We start from the raw sequence: 17469 nt of genomic DNA, 5'->3' as shown, positions 1-17469 counted from the left end.
TGGTACTCCCGGAAGGAGGCGAATGCTAGGTTTCGCAGTCATGGAGATCAGAACGATCCACGCCAACGGTGTGGAGTTCGCGTATCTGACCGTGGGGGAGGGGCCGCTGGCGTTGTGCCTGCACGGGTTCCCCGACACCGCGCACACCTGGCGGCACCTGATGCCCGAGCTGGCCGGACGCGGCTACCGTGCCGTCGCGCCGTTCAGCCGCGGCTACGCGCCCACCGAGATCCCGGCCGACGGCGCGTACGAGGAGGCGGCCCTGGTCGCCGACGTGCGCGCGCTGCACGAGGAGCTCGGCGGCGACGAGAACGCGGTGATCGTCGGGCACGACTGGGGGGCCTTCCCCGCCTACGCCCTGGCCGGGCGTTTCCGCCGGGCCGTCGCGCTCGCGGTGCCGCCGCCGGGCGCGCAGCTTCCCGGGCTGCTGGCGTACGAGCAGCTCAAGCGGTCGTTCTACATCTTCCTGTTCCAGACCGTGCTGGCCGAGCCGGCCGTCGCCGACCCGGCCTTCCTCGACCGGTTGTGGCGGGACTGGTCGCCCGGCCACGACCCGGCCGAGGACCTGGCGTTCGTCCGGCGCAGCCTGGGCGAGCCCGCCAATATGGCGGCGGCCATCGGGTACTACCGCGCCGCGCTCGGCACCACGCCCCCCTCGGGCCGCTACCCGGACGCCGACCCCGCCACCGCGGGCCCGGTCCTGTACCTGCACGGCGAGCGGGACGGGTGCATGGGCGTGGAGATGGCCAAGGACGCGGCCGGCAGCCTGCCGCCGGGGTCGCGGGTCGAGCTGGTGCCGGACGCGGGCCACTTCCTGCACCTGGAACGGCCCGCCGAGGTCAACCGCCTCATCCTCGACTGGCTCGGCCCCGCCGACTGACCGCGGCGCTCACCGGGTGGCGACCGGCCCTCTTTCCGACCGCGGCGATCATCGGGTGGCGCCTCGTCCGGCCCGGTCCCGCCTGCTCAGTACGGTGATCGCCGGGTGGCGTCCTGACAGGCTCACCGGGACCGCGTGTTCGATCGTGAACCCGCGCGGCGCGCCGCCCGGTGTCCCTCCGGGGCCGGGGTCGTCGTGGAGCAGCGCCACGGCCAGGCCGCCGGGTTCCAGCACCCGCCGCACCTCCCGCCACAACGGGTCCAGGCCGGGCCCGAGCAGGCCGCGCGGCGGCACCTGACGTCCCCAGGGCGGGTTCACCAGCACCCGCCGCACGCTTCCGTCCGGCACGGGGAGCCGTCCGGCGTCGGCGAGCCCCCAGCGGAACGGGCCCGGACCGTCCGGCGGCAGGGCGGCCCGCGCGTTCGCGGCGGCCGCCGCGACGGCGACCGGGTCGCGGTCGAACCCGACGAACCCGGCACCCCCGGAGAACCCGGAGAACCCGGGGAGGGCGGAGGGTCCGGATGGTCCGGAAAGCTCGGTAAGCCCGGCGGACCCGGCAAGCCCGGTGTGCGGTGTGAGTGTGAGGGCGTGTGCCTCGATGAGGGTGGTGCCCGCCCCGCAGCAGGGGTCGAGCACGACGCCGCCGAAGTCCTCCGCGCCCAGCCCGGCGAGCTGGGCCATCGCGGCGGCCAGCGGCGGGTGCAGCGTGCCCGGGATCGAGGACGTCTTGTACGGCCTGCGATGCAGCGGCCGGTCACCGGCCCGCCGGGCGATGACCGCCTGGTCGCCCTCGATCGTCACCCGCCACGCCGTCGCCCCCGCGGGCGGCCGGCCGCCGTCCCGCCGGGAGTGGTAGCGCAGCCGCCACGACCGGGCCAGCTCGGTCCCGACGGCGTCCTCGATCTCGTGCCTGGTGTAGTTGCGGCGTCCCACGAACGAGGCCGAGACCTCGACGTCGGGGCCGCCGGGCGGGCCGAGGTCGATGCCGCGGGCCGCCCGCGCCAGCCGGGCGAGCGCGGAGCGGCCGTGGCCGACCCCGTCCACCACGGCCGCGGCCAGCAGTACGTCGTCCGCGGTGCGCAATCCCAGGAGCCCGGCGCCGGGCCGGACCTCGAACCACACCTCCCGATGGCGGACGCCGACGACGACCCCGAGACGGGCATGTCGAATCTCCGCCGCGACCAGGGGTTCGGTGCCACGCACCGCCCTGGCCACCGCCAAGGTGAGCAACTGTTCTTCTCCCACGTAGCGACCCGGGACGGCGGCATGCCGCCCCGCATCACCGGCGGTGGGTCAGCCCACGGCCCGCCGGCGGATCGCTAGCCGAGGAGGAAGAAGAACGTCATGCGCGGCACCCTACAAAAGCCACGTCCGCACGAGCCACCGGTTTTTCCGGCAGCCACGTACGGTGTACGTCGAACCCATTGACGTAAGTGGTCGCTTTCCGAATGATGGCCCTATGACCGTCCTGGACTTCGACCTTTCGGACCGGAACTTCTGGGCCAGGCCCATGAGCGAGCGCGAGGCGGCGTTCGACCGGTTGCGCGCCCGCGAGACGCCGGCCTTCTTCGAGGAGATGGAGATGGCCGTCGCCCCCAAGGGGCCCGGCTACTACGCGCTGGCCAGGCACGCCGACATCCTGGAGGCGAGCCGCAACCCCGAGGTCTTCTGCTCCGGCGACGGCGGCGCGACGAACATCCCCGACATGCCCGCCGAGTTCGCCGAGTACTTCGGCTCCATGATCAACATGGACGACCCCCGGCACGCCCGGCTGCGCAGGATCGTCTCCCGCGCGTTCACCCCCAAGATGATCAAACAGTTCGAGTCGGACGTCGAGGCCGCCGCCGTGCGCATCGTGGACGACCTGGTGGCCGCCGGTCCCGGCGGCGACTTCGTCACCGACGTGGCCGCGCGCCTGCCGCTGAAGATCATCTGCGACATGATGGGCATCCCCGAGCGCGACTACCGGTTCGTCTTCGACCGCTCGAACGTCATCCTCGGCGGCTTCGACCCCGAGTACACCGGCGGCGACCTCGACCAGCTCGCCACCCGCCTGCTCACCGCCGGGATGGAGCTGCAGCAGCTGGTCCAGGACCTCGCCGCCCACCGCACCGCCAACCCCACCAACGACCTGACGTCCTCGCTGGTCAACGCCAACATCGACGGCGAGCGGCTGACGATGCAGGAGCTGGGGTCGTTCTTCATCCTGCTGGTGGTCGCGGGCAACGAGACGACCAGGAACGCCATCTCCTACGGCCTGCGCCTGCTCACCAAGAACCCCGACCAGCGCGCCCTGTGGCTGGAGGACGTCGAGGGCCGCGCCCCCGGGGCCGTGGAGGAGATCGTCCGGCTGGCCTCGCCGGTGAACTTCATGCGCCGCAAGGTCACCCGCGACCACGAGATGAACGGCCACCTCTACCGCGCCGGCGAGAAGGTGGTGCTGTTCTACTGGGCGGCGAACCGGGACGAGCGGGTGTTCGCCGACCCGTACCGCTTCGACATCACCCGCCACCCCAACCCGCACGTCGGCTTCGGCGGCCCGGGGCCGCACTTCTGCCTCGGCGCCCACCTGGCCCGGCGGGAGATCACGGTGATGTTCCGCGAGCTGCTGCGCCGGGTGCCGCAGATCGAGGGCGGCAGGCCCGACCGCCTGCACTCCTCGTTCATCAACGGGATCAAGCACATGGAGTGCACGTTCTGAGCCGGGCGCGGCGGCGTCCCGGGCTCAGGACTGCGCGGTCAGCTTGAGCTGGTTCATCACGGTACGGATGTCCGGCAGGAGCTGCTTGCCCTCGTCCGGGATCGACACGAACACGATGGCGGGCACGCTGCCGCCGGTGTTGACCGCCATCGTGACGATCGTGGCCTTCTCCGTGCCGGCGGTCATGGCGTACGCGATGAGCCGGCCGGTGGAGGCGCCCACCTTGATCGGCTGCTGCGCGATCTTCCTGACCTTGTTGCCGTCGGGGTAGAAGTCCTTGCGGGCCTGCAGCACCATGCGCCGGATGACCGGCTCCAGGTCGTCCTCCTGGTACAGGGAGGACAGGTTCGCCGGCAGCGGGCCCGACATGACCTGGGCGTACTTGTCGGGCGCGACCTCCGTGTACTGACGGGTGTCGTAGCCGAACGTGGACTTGACCGTGGCCCGCTGGTCGAGCTGCCAGCTGCCGCCCAGGCGGGGCAGGGAGACCCCGGCCGCCGCGTCGTCGACCCGGCCGGTCACCGGGGACGCCTTGCCCGGGTACTTGGGCAGGGCGGGGATCGTGGTGGAGCGCTTTCCCGTGCCCGCCTTGGTGGGGCCGGCCGAGACCGCGGGGGAGGAGGCGGTCTTGCCCTCCGGGGTGTCCTCGCCGGCCAGCGGGCCCGCGAGGAAGGCCCACAGCAGCGCCGCGACCAGGGCGATCACGACCGAGCCGCCGAGCGCGTAGATCCAGATGGGCTTGCCCGGCTCGTCGTCCAGGGAGTCGTGGTCGCCACCCTGGTACTCGTCGCCGAAGACGTTGTTCCAGAGCTCCTGCTGGCGGTCGGGGGGCGGGGTGCGCGAGCCGCTGATCTGACCGGCCGTCACGAACCGGCGGTCGGGGTCGGAGGGGTCGCGGTTCAGGTTCGAGCCGGGGCGCGGCTGGTCGGGGTGGCCGTCGCCGGGCATGCCCGGTCCGGCCGGGGGCGCGCCGACGTGGGCCGCCGCGAGCGGTCCGGGGGGCATCGCGGGGTCGCCCACCATGGTGTCGGCCTGGCGGCCGCCGTACATGACGGTGTGCTCGTCGGCCGGGGCGGCGGACGGCCCGCCGGGCCCGCCGGGCCCGTCGAGCGGCGACGGCGCGGGGTGGACGGGGGCGTCGAGCGGGCCGGACGCGCGGCCCAGCGTGAACGTGCGGTCCAGCGGGTCGGCGGCGGACGCCGACGGAGCGGGGGAGGGGCTGTTGGGCCAGGGCGCCGGCGTGGACAGGTTGGACCACGCGCCGGGGGACGGCGTCGGCGGCTGCGACCAGGCGGGCACCGGGTCCTGAGGCTGGGCCGGCTGCTGCTGCTGTTCCGGCCAGGAGACGGGAACCTCCTGGCGGGGGGCCTCGGGCCAGCCCTGCTCCTGCCGGGGCGGGTCGGGCCAGGACGGCCGCGCCGGCTCCGGCCACGACGCGTCGCCGCCCCGCTGCTGCGCGCGGGAGTCGTTGCGAGAGGGGTCGTTGCGAGAAGGGTCGTTCCGCGTCGAGTCGTGGCGCGGTGAGTCGTGGCGCGGTGAGTCGTTACGCGGTGAGTCGTTGCGCGGGACGTCGGGCCAGGAGGCGTCGGGGCGCGGCGGCTCGGGCCAGGAGGGCGCCTGCGGGGCCTCGGGCCAGGACGGCTGGGCCGGTGCGGCCTCCGGCCACGACATCGGCACGCCGGAGGACTCCTGCCCGCTGGACGGCCAGGAGGAAGGCACGTCGTTGCGGACCTCCGGCCAGGACGGTGGCAGGTGCGACGCTCCGGAGCTCGCGGAATTCTCCGTTGCCATTGCTGCCGGCCCTCCCGAGGTTGTGTCCGGATGTGCCGCTATATCCGGATTTGACGTACCAGGCATGATCTCATGGGATTTTCCAGGAGATACGGCTGGTTTCGCAGCGAAACGAGCGAAGCCGTGCGGATCGGTTGGCGGATCCTGCAGCGGCAGGTCGCCCTCCGGTCGATCTGGCTCAGCTGGGTACACCACGCGACGACAGTATTCTAAAGGGACATATGAGGTCACAACGGATACATCACCATCAGGTCTCGCTGGACCTGAAGGGTCTATTGTGCCTGCGCCGGTCGCCGGAGTATCTGCATTCCGTCGAAGACGTGCGCTAGGCTTGACACATGCGTTCCGCGACCCTGCTTCTTCGCGGGCCGCGACGGCCCTGAGAGGTCTCGCCGTCGCGGCTACCCCTCGTCGTGCACGAGGGGTTTTCTTATGGGTCCGAGTCAAGCCAGAAGGACAGTAGCCGTGAGTGAGTACGACCCGCAGGCGCTGCAGGCCAAGTGGCAGCAGCGATGGGAGGAACAGGAGCCCTACCGGGCGATCGAGGACGCGTCCGACCCCCGGGAGCGGCGCTACATGCTCGACATGTTCCCCTACCCGTCGGGCGACCTCCACATGGGCCACGGCGAGGTGTTCGCCATCGGCGACGTCGTCGCGCGCTACTGGATGCAGCAGGGCTACAACGTCCTGCACCCGATCGGCTGGGACTCCTTCGGCCTGCCCGCCGAGAACGCCGCGATCAAGCGCAACGCCCACCCCGCCGAGTGGACCTACGCCAACATCGAGACGCAGGCCAACTCCTTCCGGCGCTACGGCATCGCCTTCGACTGGTCGCGCCGCCTGCACACCAGCGACCCCGAGTACTACCGCTGGAACCAGTGGCTGTTCAACCGCTTCTTCGAGCGCGGCCTGGCCTACCGCAAGGGCGGCCTGGTCAACTGGTGCCCCAACGACCAGACGGTGCTGGCCAACGAGCAGGTCGTGGCGGGCAAGTGCGAGCGCTGCGGCGCCGACGTCGTCCGCCGCGAGCTGACGCAGTGGTACTTCAAGATCACTGACTACGCCCAGCGCCTGCTGGACGACATGGAGCAGCTCGACGGCTGGCCCGAGCGCCTGCTGACCATGCAGCGCAACTGGATCGGCCGCTCCGAGGGCGCCGACGTGCTGTTCGAGATCGAGGGCCGCGACGAGCCGGTCCACGTCTACACCACGCGCCCCGACACCCTGTACGGCGCCACGTTCTTCGTGGTCGCGGTCGACGCCGCGCTGGCCGACGAGATCGTCACCGACGAGCAGCGTCCGGCCTTCGAGGCCTACCGCGCCGAGGTCGCCAAGCTGAGCGACATCGAGCGCCTGTCCACCGACAAGGAGAAGACCGGCGTCTTCCTGGGCCGCCACGCGGTCAACCCGGTCAGCGGCGAGCGCATCCCGGTCTGGGCGGCCGACTACGTGCTGTCCGACTACGGCCACGGCGCGATCATGGCCGTGCCCGCCCACGACCAGCGCGACCTCGACTTCGCCAGGAAGTTCGAGCTGCCGGTCAAGGTCGTCGTCCACACCGGCCTGGCCGACCCCGGCGAGACCGGCGAGGCCACGCCCGGCGAGGGCACGCTGGTCAACTCCGGCCCCCTCGACGGGCTGACCAAGGCCGAGGCCATCGCCAAGATCATCGAGATCCTGGAGGCCGAGGGCCGGGGCACCGGCGCGGTCAACTTCCGGCTGCGCGACTGGCTGCTGTCCCGTCAGCGGTTCTGGGGCACGCCGATCCCGATCATCCACTGCGCCGACTGCGGCGAGGTGGCCGTCCCCGACGAGCAGCTGCCCGTCACTCTGCCCGACCTGCGCGGCGAGGCGCTGGCGCCCAAGGGCGTCTCCCCGCTGGCCAGCGCCACCGAGTGGGTCAACGTCGAGTGCCCCAAGTGCGGCGGTCCGGCCAAGCGCGACACCGACACGATGGACACGTTCGTCGACTCGTCCTGGTACTTCCTGCGTTACACCTCGCCCGGCTACACCGACGGGCCGTTCGACCCCGAGCAGGTGCGCAAGTGGGGCCCGATCGACCAGTACGTCGGCGGCATCGAGCACGCCGTCCTGCACCTGCTGTACTCGCGCTTCTTCACCAAGGTCCTGCACGACATGGGCATGGTGAGCTTCACCGAGCCGTTCCTGCGCATGCTGAACCAGGGGCAGGTGATCAACGGCGGCAAGGCGATGTCGAAGTCCCTGGGCAACGGCATCGACCTGGGCCAGCAGATCGACGCGTACGGCGTCGACGCCGTCCGCCTGACGATGATCTTCGCCGGTCCGCCGGAGGACGACATCGACTGGGCCGACGTCTCGCCGGCCGCCTCGCAGAAGTTCCTGGCCCGCGTGCTGCGCGTGATGTCGGAGGCGACCGCCGAGCCCGGCGTGTCGTTCGAGGGCGGCGACCCCGAGCTGCGCAAGGTCACCCACCGCACCATCGACGAGGTCACCAAGCTGGTCGAGTCGCAGCGCTTCAACGTCGCGGTGGCCCGCATGATGGAGCTGACCTCGGCCGCCCGCAAGGCCATCGACTCCGGTCCCGGCGCGGCCGACCCGGCGGTGCGCGAGGCCGCCGAGTCGCTGGCCGTCATGCTGTCACTGGTGGCGCCCTACGTCGCCGAGGAGGGCTGGGAGCGCCTGGGCCGCACCGGTCCGGTCGCCTTCGCCGGCTGGCCCGTCGCCGACCCCGCGCTGCTGGTGCAGGAGTCGGTCACGTGCGTGGTGCAGGTGGCGGGCAAGGTGCGCGACCGGCTGGAGGTCGCCCCCGACATCTCCGAGGACGAGCTGCGGGCCCTGGCCCTGGCCTCCGACAAGGTGGCCCCCTACCTCCAGGGCGCGCCGCGCAAGGTGATCGTGCGCGCGCCCAAGCTGGTCAACATCGTCCCGTAGGTGGCTAGATCCGGCGCAGGGCCGGCAGGAGCTCCTTCTCCGCCCAGTCGAAGAACGGCTCCTGCTGGTCGTGCCCGATCTGCACGAGCGCCACGTGCGTGTACCCGGCGTCGGCGAACTTCTTGACGCCCTGCACGACCGCGTCCAGGTCGTCGCCGCAGGGCACGCTCTCGGCGACGTCCTCGGGGCGCACCGAGCCGGCCGCGGCGGCGAAGTTCACCGGGCCGGGCAGCTCGGCCATGACCTTCCAGCCGCCGACGCCCGACCAGCGCCACAGCCGGTGGGCCCGCTCCTTGGCGGCCTCGGGGTCGGTGTCGTAGGCGATGGGGAGCTGGCCGTAGACCGGCTTGCCCTGGCCGCCCGCGGCGTGGAACTGCTGCACCACCTCGGGCATCGGGTCGTTGATGACCAGCACGTCGCCCAGCTCCGCGGCGATCTCGGCCGACCGGCCGCCGGAGGCGGCGATGCCGATCGGCACCTGCTCGTCCGGCAGGTCGTAGAGCTTGGCGGAGTCGACGTCGAAGAACTCGCCCTGGTAGGTGACGTACTCGCCGCTGAACAGCTCCTTGATGATCTGCACGGCCTCGGCGAACATCCGGTGCCTGGTGTCCACCGGCGGCCAGCCCTCGCCGACGACGTGCTCGTTGAGGTTCTCGCCGGCGCCCAGGCCCAGGGTGAACCTGCCCTCGCTCAGCACCCCCATCGTGGCCGCCTTCTGCGCCACCACGGCCGGGTGGTACCGCATGATGGGGCAGGTCACGTACGTCATGAGCGGCAGGCGCTCGGTCACCTGCGCCGCCGCGCCCAGCACCGACCAGCAGTACGGCGAGTGGCCCATCTCCTCGATCCACGGGAAGTAGTGGTCGGAGATGACCGCGTAGTCGAAGCCGACGCGCTCGGCGGTGGCGGCGTAGTCCACCAGTTCGCGGGCCGGGGTCTGCTCGGACATCAAGGTGTAGCCGATTTGTACCATGCGGTCGGGCTACCCAGGTTTGTCCGGATTAGGGTCGGGCGTCCGGAGATCAATCGTCACTGCGGAGCTCTTCGATCACCAGCCCGAGGCCGATGGCCAGCAGCCAGAGGTCCTTGGACAGGCCGATGCCCTGCTGGGTCGGGCGCAGGCTGCCCTCCTCGCGCATGCCCGGCGTCCTGAGGTAGAGCCCGAGCAGGCCGGCCGCGAACGCGGTCAGCCCCGCACCGGCCAGCAACGACGGCACGAACGGCAGGGCGAGCGCGGCCCCGAGGGCCAGCTCGCCCTTCGACAGCAGCCGGGTGAAGGCCACCGGGTCCTGGCCGCGCAGGAACGGGTACGTGCCCGCGGCCATGCCGTGCAGGCCGGCCGCCGTCTGTTCGTCGGCCTTGGTCTTGCCGATCCCGGAGTTGAGGATGATGGCGGCGGCGGCCAGGCGGCCCGGGAGCTGGTGTGGGCGGGCGAAAATTCTCATGATTCCTCACAGCGTGTGATTTATGGCGATTGGCTCCTTCCCTAGCGTTCCCCGCACATCCGGGACATCGGACGGTCTTGGCTGTTCGCGGACGGTGGACCGCTGCTCTGAGAGAAAATCTTTAGCTGGTTTGGTGTCTCGCATTAGTGTCTAGCTGTGACATATGGCGCATACCTGAGATATCCACATCTGTCCGGTGACCTGGTCACCTTCGTCGCCGACGACGATGTCTGGCTCGCCCCCGTCGCAGGCGGCCGGGCCTGGCGCTTCACCGCCGACCGCGTGCCGGTCTCCTCCCCGCGGTTCTCGCCCGACGGCTCGCGCATCGCGTGGACCAGCGGCAAGGAGGGCGCCCCCGAGGTGTTCGCGGCCGAGCTCGACGGCGCCGAGGGCACCCGGCTGACGCACTGGGGCAACGCCATGACCGGCGTACGCGGCTGGACCGCCGACGGAGCCGTGCTCGCGGTCAGCTCCACCGGGGAGGCGTCGCGCACCCGGCTGTGGGCGTACGCCGTCCCGCTCGACGGAGGGCCGGCCGAGCGGCTGCCGTACGGCTGGGTCGGCGAGGCGGCCGTCAGCGGCGCGAAGGTGGCCACGGTGTCGCCGGCCTGGCGCGAGCCGTCCCAGTGGAAGCGCTACCGGGGCGGCACGGCGGCCAAGATCTGGGTCGACGCCGACGGCGACGGGGAGTTCGTCCGGCTGTTCGCCGACAGCCCCGCCCAGTACTGGGCGGTGAACTGGGTCGGCGACCGGATCGTCTACCTGTCCGACGCGGACGGCGTGGGGAACCTCTACTCGGCCCTTCCCGACGGGTCCGACGTGCGCCGGCACACCAGCCACGACGAGTTCTACGCCCGTCACGCCACGAGCGACGGCGAGCGGGTGATCTACAGCCACGCGGGCGACCTGTGGCTGCTGGAGAGCCTGGACGCCGAGCCGTACAAGCTGGAGATCAAGCTCGGCGGCCCGCGGCCGGGACGGGCGCGCCGCCCCGCGCCCACGCGCGTCGGCGCCTTCTCCCCGGACCCGACCGGGCGCGCCAGCGCGGTCGAGATCCGCGGCACCGCGCACTGGGTGACCCACCGCGACGGGCCCGCGGGCGCGCTCCGGGTGGAACCCGGCGTGCGGGTGCGCCTGCCGCGCGCCCTCGGCGCCGACGGCCGGGCCGTGTGGGTCTCCGACGCCGGCGGCGAGGACGGGCTGGAGATCGGCACCCCCGGCGGCGAGATCAGGAGCCTGGCCGGCGGGCAGCTCGGCAGGGTGCTCGAACTGACCGCCGCCCCCGACGGCAAGCACGCGGCCGTGGCCACGCACGACGGGCGGCTGCTCGTCGTGGACCTGGAGTCGGGCGACCTGCGGGAGCTCGACCGCACCACCCAGGGCGACATCAGCGGCGTCACCTTCTCGCCGGACTCCGGCTGGCTGGCCTGGGTGCACCCCGACCACGAGCCGCTGTCGCAGATCAAGATGGGCCGCGTGGACGGCACGTCGGTGATCGACGTGACGCCGCTGCGCTTCTCCGACTACGACCCGGTGTTCACCAAGGACGGCAAGCACCTGGCCTTCCTGTCGGTGCGCACGTTCGACCCGGTGTACGACGCGCACGTGTTCGACCTGTCGTTCCCGGCGGGCTGCCGGCCGTACATCGTGCCGCTGCAGGCCGCCACGCCGTCGCCGTTCGACCCGTCGTTGCAGGGGCGGGGGTTCAACGGGGAGGACGACAAGCCCGGCAAGGACGACAAGAAGGACGACGCGCCGCCGCGTACCGAGGTGGACCCGGAGGCGCTGGCCTCCCGCGTGGTGCCCGTACCCGTGCCGGCGGGCCGCTACGGCAACCTCAGGACCGCCAAGGACGCGCTGCTCTGGCTCCGCCACCCCCTGACGGGCCAGCTCGGCGACGGCACCGAGCCGGTGAACGAGACCGTGCTCGAACGCTACGACCTCAAGAAGCGCGCCAAGGCCGAGCTGGGCAAGGAGGTGCGGGCCTTCGAGGTCAGCGGCGACGGCACCAGGCTCGTCACCAACGGCAAGAACGGCCTGCAGACGCGGGCGGCCGCCGAGGGCGACGAGGTCGTCACGATCGACCTCGACCGCATCACCGTCCAGATCGACCCGGTCGCCGAATGGCTCCAGGGCTACCGCGAGGCCGGCCGGCTCATGCGCGACCACTTCTGGCGCGAGGACATGGGCGGCCACGACTGGCAGGCCACGCTCGACCGGTACGAGCCGCTGGTCGGCCGCCTCGGCTGCCACTCCGAGCTGATCGACCTGCTGTGGGAGGTGCAGGGCGAGCTGGGCACCTCGCACGCCTACGCCAGGGGCCACGACGGCGTCAGCGACCCGCGCCGCCGCCAGGGCCTGCTCGGCGCCGACCTGGCCAAGGACGAGGACGGGACCTGGCGGGTCGAGCGCATCCTGCCGGGCGAGACCTCCGACCACGCGGCCCGCTCGCCGCTGCTCGCGCCCGGCGTCGCGATCCGTCCCGGCGACGCGATCGTGGCGGTGGGCGGACGTCCGGTCGATCCGGTACGCGGCCCGCTCGCGCTGCTGGCCGGCACCGCCGACCAGCCCGTGGAGCTGACCGTGCGGCCCGCGTCCGGCGGCTCGACGCGCCGGGTCGTCGTCACCCCGCTCGCCGACGACAGCCAGCTGCGTTACCACGACTGGGTGGAGAGTCGGCGGGCCTTCGTCCGCGAGTCGTCCGGTGGGCGGCTCGGTTACCTGCACGTCCCGGACATGGTGGCCTCGGGATGGGCGCAGTTCCACCGCGACCTGCGTACCGAGATGGCCTTCGACGGGCTGGTCGTGGACGTGCGCGAGAACGGCGGCGGGCACCTGTCCGAGCTTGTGCTGGAGAAGTTGTCGCGCCGGGTCACCGGCTGGGCGCTGGCCCGCGGCTACGAGCCGATGCGCTACCCCGAGGACTCGCCCCGCGGGCCCATCGTGGCCGTCGCCGACGAGTTCGCCGGGTCCGACGGCGACATCGTCAGCGCCGGGATCAAGAACCGCGGCCTCGGCCCGCTGGTCGGCACCAGGACCTGGGGCGGCGTCATCGGCATCGACTCGCGCTACTCCCTGGTGGACGGGACCGTGGTGACCCAGCCGCGGTACTCGTTCTGGCTGGAGGGGCCGGGCTGGGGCGTGGAGAACTACGGCGTCGATCCCGACGTCGAGGTCGTGATCACGCCGCAGGACCGGGTTGCGGGCCGCGACCCGCAGCTGGCGAAGGCGGTCGAGCTGGCGCTCGCCGCGCTGGAGGAGCGTCCGGCCGCCACCCCGCCGGAGCTGCCGCCGCTGAGCTGACCGTCCTGAGGGGCGGCCCGTCGGCGCCGCCCCTCCGCCTGGCGGAGATCTGCGACGTGGCCGGCTCCCGCGCCCGCGGCCCAGCGGCGGCTCGGCCGTCTGCCGGCTCAGCCTGGTTGTCCCGAAGAGCGCCGGGCCCCTCCTCGGTTCAGCCTGGTGAGGATCTCCGAGAGCACCGGTTCGGTCGTCGCGAAGTTCAGCCGTACGTAGTCCGCGCCGCCCGGCCCGAACGACGCGCCGTCGTTGAGCCGCACCTGGGCCTCCCGCTCGATGACCTCGGCCAGGCCGGGCCGCCCGGTGTGCAGCCAGGCCAGGTAGGTGGCCTGGGGCATCCGGTACCCGAACCGGTCCGGCAGCCGCTCGGCGATCAGCCGGCGGTTGCGGTCGAGCAGCGCCCGGGTCCGGTCCAGCCAGGCGTCGCCGTGCCGCCAGGCCGCGACCGTGGCCTCCACTCCGAACAGGTGCGTCGCCCCGAAGAGGAACGGCGGCTGCGCCGCCAGGGCCGCGCGCACCCCGGCGTGCCCGATGTGGGCGACCGAGCAGCGGATGCCGCCCAGGTTGAACGCCTTCGTGGCCGAGGTGAGGGTGACCGTGCGCTCGGGGAGGATCGTCGCGAAGGGGATGTGCCGGTGGGGCGCGTAGGTGAGGTCGGCGTGGATCTCGTCGGCCAGCACCAGCAGGTCGTGGCGTTCGACGTGCTCGGCCAGCCCTTCCAGCTCGGCGCGGGTGAACACGCGGCCCGTCGGGTTGTGCGGGTTGACCAGCAGCAGCACCCGGCAGCCGGACAGGTCGGGCACCTCGAACCGCCACGCGTCGCCGTCCGGTTCGAGCTGGATGGGGACGAGCGGACGTTCCATGACATCGAGGGTCGTCAGGAACGGGTGGTAGGCGGGGGTGTGCAGCGCGACGCCGTCCCCTGGCCCGGTCCAGAGGTGCAGCAGCACCTGGAGGGCCTGGTTGATGTCGCTGAACGTGTGGACGTGCGAGGGGTCGGCCGTCCAGCCGTGGCGGGCGGCCATGCGCTCGGCGAACGCCTCGGCCAGGGGGCCGGCCTGCGGCTCGTCCAGCCAGGTCGGGTAGCCGAGGTCGCCGGCGGCGCGGCGGGTCAGGGCCTCGATCACCTCGGGGGCGGTGGACAGGTCCATGTCGGCGATCCAGGCGGGGATGACACCGGGGGTGGTGATTGCCCATTTGAGACCGTCATGTGTCTCTTTGAGGTCCTTCATCTCTTTGGAGGCGGGGGTCTCTTTTGGGGCATTCGTGTCGGTCACGGGCACAGTCTAGGAGTTTGCGGTGTGGCGGTTTGGGGGGACTGATGCCGGTGCCTGGAGGTGGTGGGCGTTGTGGGGCGTCCGTCGCTCTCGCGGCTTCCGGGGCTCGGATGTCCGGGGCGGGGTGGTGTGCGGAGCCGGGCGCGTTGGGTTCCGGGGCCCGAAGGAACGTCCCGGGAGAAAGGCGGGCGGCGATGCGACGCCGCCCCCCACGCGAGGCCGGGATGGAAGGGCCTCGACGTTGGAGGGCGGCGTTCGGTGCGTGCGACTTGCGAGGAATCGCCATCTGGCGCCGACGACCACAGCCCCCGTGCGAGGGAGGCCGGATCGCGAGAAACCGAACGGCGGCCGCAGCCTAGAAGGCGGCCGACCGGCGGAAGGACTAGAGGCGGCGGAGGACGGCCACCACCTTGCCCAGCACGCTGGCCTCGTCGCCGGGGATGGGCTCGTAGTTCGAGTTGTGAGGCACCAGCCACACGTGCCCGTCCTTGCGCTTGAACGTCTTGACCGTGGCCTCGCCCTCGATCATGGCGGCCACGATGTCACCGCTCTCGGCGACCGGCTGCTGGCGGACGACCACCCAGTCGCCGTCGGCGATGGCGGCCTCGATCATCGAGTCACCGGCCACCTGGAGCAGGAAGAGCGTGCCCTCGCCGACGAGCTGCTTGGGAAGGGCGAAGACGTCCTCCACGCTCTCCTCGGCCAGGATCGGGCCACCGGCGGCGATGCGGCCCACGAGCGGGACGTAGGCGGCGGTCGGCCGGCTCACCGGAGCCTCGTCGTCGGTGGCGTCGGGGTCGACCCACAGGACGGGCTCGCCGGGCAGGCGCACCTCCAGGGCGCGCGGCCGGTGCGGGTCGCGGCGCAGGTATCCCTTGCGCTGCAGGGCGGTCAACTGGTGCGACACGCTGGACGTGCTCGTCAGCTGCACGGCCTCGCCGATCTCGCGCATCGAGGGCGGGTAGCCGCGCTGCTGCACCGAATCGCGGATCACTTCGAGGATCTTGCGCTGCCTGGGCGTCAGGCCCAGGGAGTCGCGTCGGCGCACCGCGAGGTCTGTGACCCCGTTAGCGTCTTCCCGCTCGCTCATGCTCTTCCTCCTCGCCTGGCGGCGGCCCGCCTCACCGGCGAACCTCCCGGTCCGTGGTCTTGATGTCGCACACAGCGACCGTATCGCTGTTGAAGATCATCTTCAAACAATTGTTCGAGTCTTCCTCGAAATTGTCGCCAGCGTGGTGTACAACATCGTACGGGAGTTCGATCGACACCGTGTTCGATTTGCTGATCTTATTTTGGCCGTTTCCTCGGGCCAGACGGCGGGAGGTCAATCGTGCGAACGACCCCGAGCACCGACCCGACCAGCGAAGACGCCAACCGGCTCACCCTCATCGCCGACGCCACCCGGGGCGCGGGCCGAGGGGGAGTCGACCCGCATACCGGCTCCGGCCGCCACGAAAATCCGGGAAAACGACCGGCTCCCGATTCGAACACCCGGCGGCGTCGCGCCGGCGGCTCAGGGGGAGCCGTCCACGGCTCGGGCCGCCCCCGGCTGTGGCTGGTCCCCTCCCCGCGTCCCGACACAGACACGGACACGGACGCCGACCGGACGTTGCCTCAGGAGAGCGGTGGGCAGCCCCTCGCCGCCGACACGCTGACTGGCCGCCGTCCGGAAGACAAGCAGGGCGCGCCCGGCACGGACGTGACAAAGCCCCGCGCCCGCCCGCCCGAGCCCGGCACCCGGCGCCGACGGCCACCCGAAGCGAGCGGACGACGTCCGGAAGGCGAGACGGAGGCCCGAGCGGACCGCCCCTGGGAACGGCGTCGCCCAGGGGAGGGCTCGGCCCGGCCTGAGCTTCGCAGGCGGCGCTCCGGCGAGCCCACGGCCCGGCCCGAGACGCGGAGGCGACGCTCCGGCGACCCGACCGAGCAGCCCGAAGCAGAGGGGCGGCGCCGGAAGAGGGCCGAACGGTCGGGCGAGCAGGGGCGAGGCCGGGAGGAGGCCGCCGAGCAGTCGAGCAAGCAGGGGCGGCGCTCGGGACGGCTCGTGCAGGGGCTTGGCGCGCAAGGACGGCGCTCAGAGCAGTCGGCTGAGCGGCCGGACAGGCGGGGGCGACGGTCGGGACGGGCGGCGGAGCGGTTCTCGGCGCGGGGGCGGCGTTTCGGGGAGGCCATGGGCCGGGATCGGGGGCAGGTGGTGAGCGGGCCGGGGGGCTCGCGGCGCCGGGGGGCGCGGAGGAACGGGGGTTCTGGTGACGGTGAGGCTCGCGGGGGGCGGGAGATGTTGGGACGTGCTGTGGGGGCGGGAAGTGCTCCGGCCGGTGACGGTGCGGGGCTTGTGCGGGAACGTCGTACGTTGCGGCGGCGGGGGCGGGGGGTGGTGGTGATTCCTGCGGGGGCCGGCGTCAAGGCTCCGGCTCCTCCGGTGCGGCTGACCCGCAGGGGGCGGATCGTGCTGCTGGTGGTGGTGATGGTGTTGCTGTCCCTGGGCGGGTTCTGGCTCGGGACGCGGGCGGCCGGGCATGCCGCTGTGGGCGCCGCCGGGGTGCCCGGCGCTGCCGCTGTGGGTGTCGGGGCGCCTGGTCGCGCGGCCGTGAGTGCCGGGCTGCCCGGCCGGGCGGGGTAGCCGGGGGCGGAGGTCGGCTGAGGGACCACTCTTGCGGGGGTCGCGGACGCTGGGCGCAGGGGGTACGGCTGCAGGGGGCTGGCCCCAAGGGTGTCAGGGGACGGGCCCAGGCTGATGGGCCCTGATCCCAGCAAGCGGGCACAAATGGGAGCCCAAGGTAAGGGGCGCAGGCTGGCCTGGCCTCAAGAAGGCGGAAGGCGGGCAGGTGGCCTGGCCTCAAGCCAACGGGGGCGAGGAGTCCTTGACCGCGGGCGTCCCTGCGGAGGCATCCGTCCAGACCAGCGCCCAGACCTCCCTCATCGTCGCCACCACGGCCGCCGCGGCGGCCGGCTCGGCGTACAAGGGCTGCAAGCGGGGGGACGCCTTCACCTACCGCCTCCAGGGCCAGGTCAGCTACTACGCGGGAAGCAAGTACGTCGTCCAAAACGGCTGGAGCCCCACGATGCGCGCCGTCCGCCACCCCGTGGGGTGACCATCCAGGACACGGCCACCGCGTGATCATTCGGAGGTCTTCAAGGAGCTGGCTTCCATCGTTGCCGCGC

12 protein-coding genes are annotated in these 17469 nt (G+C 72.3%); 6 read left to right on the top strand and 6 right to left on the bottom strand.

All coding sequences use genetic code 11. The features are described from left to right. The first annotated feature begins 40 nt into the window (after window positions 1–40). A complete protein-coding gene (locus tag ABT158_RS26750) occupies window positions 41–880 on the top strand; it encodes an alpha/beta fold hydrolase (protein WP_352357826.1) in 840 nt (279 codons plus the stop codon). Window positions 881–928: 48 nt separating this feature from the next. Here ABT158_RS26750 and ABT158_RS26745 read toward each other — a convergent pair whose 3' ends face one another. Next, complete coding sequence (locus ABT158_RS26745) at window positions 929–2110, bottom strand: RNA methyltransferase (protein WP_352357824.1); 1182 nt, start codon at window positions 2108–2110, stop codon at window positions 929–931. A gap of 229 nt (window positions 2111–2339) precedes the next feature. Between ABT158_RS26745 and ABT158_RS26740 the strand changes: the two genes are divergently transcribed. Next, window positions 2340–3581 carry a cytochrome P450 gene (locus ABT158_RS26740; RefSeq protein WP_352357822.1) on the top strand — a complete coding sequence of 414 codons (1242 nt, stop codon included), beginning with the start codon at window positions 2340–2342 and terminating at the stop codon, window positions 3579–3581. A gap of 24 nt (window positions 3582–3605) precedes the next feature. On the opposite strand, the gene ABT158_RS26735 is transcribed toward ABT158_RS26740, so the two are convergent. After that, complete coding sequence (locus tag ABT158_RS26735) at window positions 3606–5300, bottom strand: hypothetical protein (RefSeq protein ID WP_352357820.1); 1695 nt, start codon at window positions 5298–5300, stop codon at window positions 3606–3608. Window positions 5301–5837: 537 nt separating this feature from the next. On the opposite strand from ABT158_RS26735, the gene leuS reads away from it, so the two are divergent. Then, window positions 5838–8285, top strand: coding sequence for a leucine--tRNA ligase (gene leuS, locus ABT158_RS26730; RefSeq protein WP_502911570.1), 2448 nt, complete (start codon window positions 5838–5840; stop codon window positions 8283–8285). Window positions 8286–8289: 4 nt separating this feature from the next. On the opposite strand, the gene ABT158_RS26725 is transcribed toward leuS, so the two are convergent. Together ABT158_RS26725 and ABT158_RS26720 are read right to left on the bottom strand one after the other, a co-directional pair. Next, complete coding sequence (locus ABT158_RS26725) at window positions 8290–9258, bottom strand: TIGR03557 family F420-dependent LLM class oxidoreductase (protein WP_352357816.1); 969 nt, start codon at window positions 9256–9258, stop codon at window positions 8290–8292. Between the two features lie 49 nt (window positions 9259–9307). After that, the gene (locus tag ABT158_RS26720) at window positions 9308–9730 is read right to left on the bottom strand and encodes a hypothetical protein (protein WP_352357814.1); all 423 of its coding nucleotides are present in this window, start codon (window positions 9728–9730) and stop codon (window positions 9308–9310) included. Between the two features lie 156 nt (window positions 9731–9886). Between ABT158_RS26720 and ABT158_RS26715 the strand changes: the two genes are divergently transcribed. Further along, window positions 9887–13033 carry a S41 family peptidase gene (locus ABT158_RS26715; protein WP_352357812.1) on the top strand — a complete coding sequence of 1049 codons (3147 nt, stop codon included), beginning with the start codon at window positions 9887–9889 and terminating at the stop codon, window positions 13031–13033. Window positions 13034–13140: 107 nt separating this feature from the next. Here the strand turns inward: ABT158_RS26715 and ABT158_RS26710 are convergent, their stop codons facing one another. Then, on the bottom strand, window positions 13141–14259 hold the full coding sequence (locus ABT158_RS26710; RefSeq protein ID WP_352357810.1) for a MalY/PatB family protein: 1119 nt from the start codon (window positions 14257–14259) through the stop codon (window positions 13141–13143). 427 nt (window positions 14260–14686) lie between these two features. Next, window positions 14687–15394 (bottom strand): transcriptional repressor LexA, encoded by a 708-nt coding sequence (gene lexA, locus ABT158_RS26705; protein ID WP_352357808.1) that lies wholly within the window; start codon window positions 15392–15394, stop codon window positions 14687–14689. A 1284-nt stretch (window positions 15395–16678) separates the two neighbouring features. Between lexA and ABT158_RS26700 the strand changes: the two genes are divergently transcribed. Both ABT158_RS26700 and ABT158_RS26695 read left to right on the top strand, forming a co-directional pair. Next, a complete protein-coding gene (locus ABT158_RS26700) occupies window positions 16679–16927 on the top strand; it encodes a hypothetical protein (protein ID WP_352357806.1) in 249 nt (82 codons plus the stop codon). A 241-nt stretch (window positions 16928–17168) separates the two neighbouring features. Then, window positions 17169–17399 (top strand): hypothetical protein, encoded by a 231-nt coding sequence (locus tag ABT158_RS26695; RefSeq protein ID WP_352357804.1) that lies wholly within the window; start codon window positions 17169–17171, stop codon window positions 17397–17399. The last annotated feature ends 70 nt before the right edge of the window (window positions 17400–17469 follow it).

This window comes from Nonomuraea sp. NPDC001636, from assembly GCF_040298265.1.
Lineage (GTDB): Bacteria > Actinomycetota > Actinomycetes > Streptosporangiales > Streptosporangiaceae > Nonomuraea.
Note: the sequence above shows the minus strand (reverse complement) of the source record. Positions and strands in the feature narration are given on the sequence as shown.